Below are 4,563 nucleotides of genomic sequence, written 5' to 3' on the forward strand. Positions count from 1 at the left end.
TAAATTGCCAGCTTTTTCATGGCTCCCTGCCCTTGAAAGCAAGCTTTCAGGACACCGCCCTTCAAAAACTGTACATAGCCGCGAGCCGTTGGCAACAAGCTGAAAAAACCGAGAATGGAAACAAAATCAATCGAACAATTAGAAAAAGATATTTGGAAAAAGCCTTCCGAATTTCCGACTGATATGGTTGAAAAATGTTATCGTTTTCGGAAAATAAGTATTGCGGAATTAACTAACGAACAAATAAGACTACTGATTTTTCAACAAATCGGAGTTGAATATCTAATCGGCATCGCACTCGAAAAACTCGAACGAAATATTTTGACCGAATGTGATTTTTACGAGGGCGATTTACTTGTCGCTGTTTCGAGTTTACCAACTGAATTTTGGAATGAAAATCAAACTGAATTTCTGACTTTTAAAAATATTGTTGAACTGAATTCGGAATTAATAAAGAATAAACTCGGAGAGAAAAAATTTGACCAAATAAATGAAAAAATAAAAAGCAATTGCTAACACGTTAAAAATGACAAGCGAAATAGAATTTGATGAAAATTTGTGGTTTAATCACAAAGGTTGCGAGGGCAAACATTATCTGATTGGTAATCCTCATACATTTCGTGGACGAATTTACGCTTGGTGTCCTAAAAAAGGAAAAAGTTTTTTCGTTTCATTATCTGAAATTGAAAAGATGTCGGAATTTTCAAAATACTGGATAAACGGATATTTGAATGGAAATCAACCCGAACCACCAATTGATTCAAATGGCGATGTGGATTTTGACAGTGCTGAATATAAAAAATGGACGAAATCAATTGAGTTATTTACTCGAACAGGATATTGGACTGACGAAAAACGGAATTGTGAAAAATGCGGAGCTGAATTGCTTAACTCTGAACTAAATGAAATTTGTGGAAACTGTTAATAGAAAAAAGCCAGTTGCCAACAATGCGTATAATTCAGCAAGCGGAATCATTAACTTGATAAATTTTCCTACTTTTAAACCTCAGGATAGCCTGAAACTGATTTGACAAGCCAACCTTGCCAAATCATACACAAAGACGTTGGCAACAAGCTGAAAATGAAACACGCATTGAACATATTGCTTTTAATTTTAACTTTGATTTCGTGTAAAAATCAATCGGAATTTAAAACGGAAATAGCTCAAATTGAGAAAACTGAACTGATTGAAATGACACAAACTGACTCAATATCTGAATTGTGGAATATTTTAGTTTTCGAGAAAGGTGGTTGTTTAGGAGGAGAACAGTATATAAGTGAAACGGAATTTAAAAGAGAAGAAAAACCACTCGTTTTCAGCGAAACGGAATGGAAAAAATTCTCGGAGAACGACAAAGGAAAACTGACTGAATTTCTAATCACCAAACTTTCTGACACAACGAAAACAAAAATCCATACTTGCCCATTTTTTGGAGCAACAAATGGAGAAATGGCTGTTTATTCACTTCAGCACATTCACAAAAAGAATTGGTTTGACTTTTCGGAGTTTAAAGCATATAAAGACAAGGAATATAAAAGCGCAACTGAACAACCGCAAATGTGGTTACAGAATATATTGAAAAACGAAACTGACAGAAAAAAATTAGCGGAATTGTTTAAAAACGAAATGAAAGAATAAAAGCCAGTTGCCAACAATGTATAACCGCAATTACGGCGGATTCGACTACGTCCGAATCCACTCGGAATTGCTAAAGTCAGTGTTTAATCCGAAAATAATAGCTAATTTAACCCGTAACTGACGGTTATACTAGACCGTTATGTCCAATTACTGCAAGTACCATGAGAAGCATTTTCATCATATCAAGTTTTCTTCTGACGAACTACCTAAATGCTCAGGAAGTAACGAAAGGACTTATATTACCTGATGAGGGATTTGATGTCTGTTGCTATTACATCCCAACTTCAGGACTGACAATTTATAACCAACCTAATGGAGCAACAGCTGGCAAACTAACTCTGGGAACACCAGACAACAACAAAGAAGTCTATTCTGCTTCAATTCAGGTAAACGGCAAGAATGAGAACTTTGGCTATCCCAACTTACAAATGGTTGGATACGAAATCATGGCCATGACATTTAAAGACGCTCGTTCTAATTTCGTCCAACTTCAAAATGGATATTGGCTAGATATAGATGAGCTAACTTCTAAACAACTCAAGGTAGCATCTTGGATGGATTATACTATTGAGAAAGATACAGAATGGTATGCCAACGATCCCGGATTAAACTTGAGAGAAAGCCCATCAACTGATTCCAAAATTCTTGCAACTCTGAAAGGAGATCTGTGGGGAATTAGACCAACCGATCAGACCAACGGGAATTGGTGCAAAGTCGAAGTAATTCAGTATCGTAAACATCCTTGCTCTGGTGAAGACAACTTGATCATTTCAACTCTGGTTGGTTGGGTCAAGCTAATTTCCGATGAACAAACTTCGAATGTCTGGAATTATGGAAAAGGATGTTAAAAAAGGACATAACAAATGCTATGAATGAATGGGGTTTTATCGGTCAGGATATTTTGGTGGGGATTGGAAAGTCCGCCACAAGTTTTAAATTTAATTCAAGGCGTGGCTATGTGCGAGACGAGAGGTTAGTGCTTTCTAAGCCCCACTCATCATAGCTGGACGATGTCGGCAATACCTCAACCTCGGCATATCTAAAAAATTTCTGTCCCGCTGCGCTAAAATTTTTTATTGATATGCACTCGGTTTCGCTCGCAAAAAGAAAACTTACGTTTTCACCCTTTTTTGCGGTTGCCGACATCGGCTCGCGGCTATCAATTGAAAAAGCCCTTGCACCTGCGTTGCAGGTGACTAAAGATTTTAATATGGAAATAAAAAAAGACGACTTGCCAAAATTAGAGTTTATGTTGAACAAAATGATTGACACAAATTGGCTGGTGCAAGCCGAAGACTTTGTATCAGATGGTATATACAGGCCATCGGAACGAGATATTCTGTTTCTAGACTTCAAGTATTTTTTATCCATATTTGAACATTATCAAGTTGGAACAGTAAATTTTGAAGAAGATTCGCTAAGCGTGCGACCATCTATAAACACCGTCCCATTCAAACGAAATGGAGGGTTCCAAAAATTATATGACGATTCAATTAATCTTGCAAATGAACTGGACAAAAAACAACAGGGGCAAATCAGGAAACAAGTGCAAGAAGAGATTATAAGGCAAAATTCCATTGAAAAGTTCCAGTATGATATATATGGTTTTTGGATTGCTGTTATTTCTTTAATAGGAGTATTAATAAGTTTAGCAATACAACTAACAAGTTGAAAGCCAAAATTACCAAAGTCCATTTTCGATAGTTGAAATTTCTCATTTTTGTCATTTAATGTTATCTTTTTGCTCGAAAATAAGGTTCGTGTACAAGTACTGCCGACATCAAGGGCTATAAACAATTTTTCAAGGGCTAAAACCCTCTCAAATTGTGGGCTTTTTAAATTGCCAGCTTTTTCATGGCTCCCTGCCCTTGAAAGCAAGCTTTCAGGACACCGCCCTTCAAAAACTGTACATAGCCGCGAGCCGTTGTGCTTCATTATAACCAACCATAACCAATGATAAAATTCTTTAGAAAAATTAGACAAAAAATGCTGACTGAAAACAAATTCAGCAAGTATCTGATTTATGCTATAGGAGAAATAATTCTTGTTGTTATTGGTATTTTAATTGCATTGCAAATTAATAATTGGAACGAAGAAAGAAAAGAAAATGCAATCATTGAAACATATTTAAAAAGCATGCTCGTTGATTTAAAAAACGACATTATTAGATTTGACGGAATTATTGAAAGTATGGATGGTCAAATCAAAACTAATTCATCAATATTTCTAAACAAAGCATATCAAAAAAAGCCAATGGATTCCATTGTGTTAATTATAACCAGTTATTTCAATGATTATAAAATTATAGACCAAACCTTTCAGAAAATAAAAAATTCAGGACTCGCGAATCAATTAGGTTCTAAAGAGCTCAATGATGCTATCAACAAATATTATACTGTCGACTTATACAAATTTAATTTATTTATAGACTATGATGAAAAGGGTTCATCAGAAGACGATAAGTTTTGGTTTCTTACCGAGGAATATGAAATCAACCCACCTCACGGAGGAGGTGAAAAATTGATACTGCCCTTTACCGAAAGTGAAGAAACAAGAAAACTAGCTTTTATCAGAAAAATAGAATCTAATTTGGGGAGAAATAAATTACGGAATAATATCACAAGAAAATCATTGGGAATAACAATTACGAAAGATCTAAAAAACAAGGCTGAAATTCTTGCTGAACTAATTATAAAAGAACTAAATAAAAAATAACGAAAGCACAACAATGGCTATAAGTAATTGCTTTTTCTCGCTTACTTCTGAAAATCCTCGCGGATTTTCAGTTTAGTGTGTACTTGCAAAGTTAAGTACTAACCCACGCAACTAATCATAGGTACTGTGTAAAAAAACAAGCTTTTTCCTTAAAATTTTAGGAAACAAGTTGATCTATCAAGTTGTTATCCTGTGCAGCAATAGCTTCA

Annotated in this window: 6 protein-coding genes; all 6 read left to right on the top strand. The window is 35.2% G+C overall.

All coding sequences use genetic code 11. The features are described from left to right. Nucleotides 1-114 precede the first annotated feature (114 nt). Nucleotides 115-516: a contact-dependent growth inhibition system immunity protein gene (locus ACEZ3G_RS17000; protein WP_432426722.1), complete on the top strand. Its 402-nt coding sequence runs from the start codon at nt 115-117 to the stop codon at nt 514-516. 10 nt (nt 517-526) lie between these two features. After that, nucleotides 527-925 (top strand): hypothetical protein, encoded by a 399-nt coding sequence (locus ACEZ3G_RS17005; protein WP_432426723.1) that lies wholly within the window; start codon nt 527-529, stop codon nt 923-925. Nucleotides 926-1,081: 156 nt separating this feature from the next. Then, nucleotides 1,082-1,639 carry a hypothetical protein gene (locus ACEZ3G_RS17010; RefSeq protein ID WP_432426724.1) on the top strand — a complete coding sequence of 186 codons (558 nt, stop codon included), beginning with the start codon at nt 1,082-1,084 and terminating at the stop codon, nt 1,637-1,639. Between the two features lie 161 nt (nt 1,640-1,800). Next, nucleotides 1,801-2,487 (top strand): SH3 domain-containing protein, encoded by a 687-nt coding sequence (locus ACEZ3G_RS17015; protein WP_432426725.1) that lies wholly within the window; start codon nt 1,801-1,803, stop codon nt 2,485-2,487. A 233-nt stretch (nt 2,488-2,720) separates the two neighbouring features. Further along, nucleotides 2,721-3,311: a hypothetical protein gene (locus ACEZ3G_RS17020; RefSeq protein WP_432426726.1), complete on the top strand. Its 591-nt coding sequence runs from the start codon at nt 2,721-2,723 to the stop codon at nt 3,309-3,311. Nucleotides 3,312-3,592: 281 nt separating this feature from the next. Continuing rightward, nucleotides 3,593-4,354, top strand: coding sequence for a DUF6090 family protein (locus tag ACEZ3G_RS17025; protein WP_449288538.1), 762 nt, complete (start codon nt 3,593-3,595; stop codon nt 4,352-4,354). The last annotated feature ends 209 nt before the right edge of the window (nt 4,355-4,563 follow it).

The sequence above is a fragment of the Meishania litoralis genome, from assembly GCF_042611095.1.
GTDB classification, from domain to species: domain Bacteria; phylum Bacteroidota; class Bacteroidia; order Flavobacteriales; family Flavobacteriaceae; genus Meishania; species Meishania litoralis.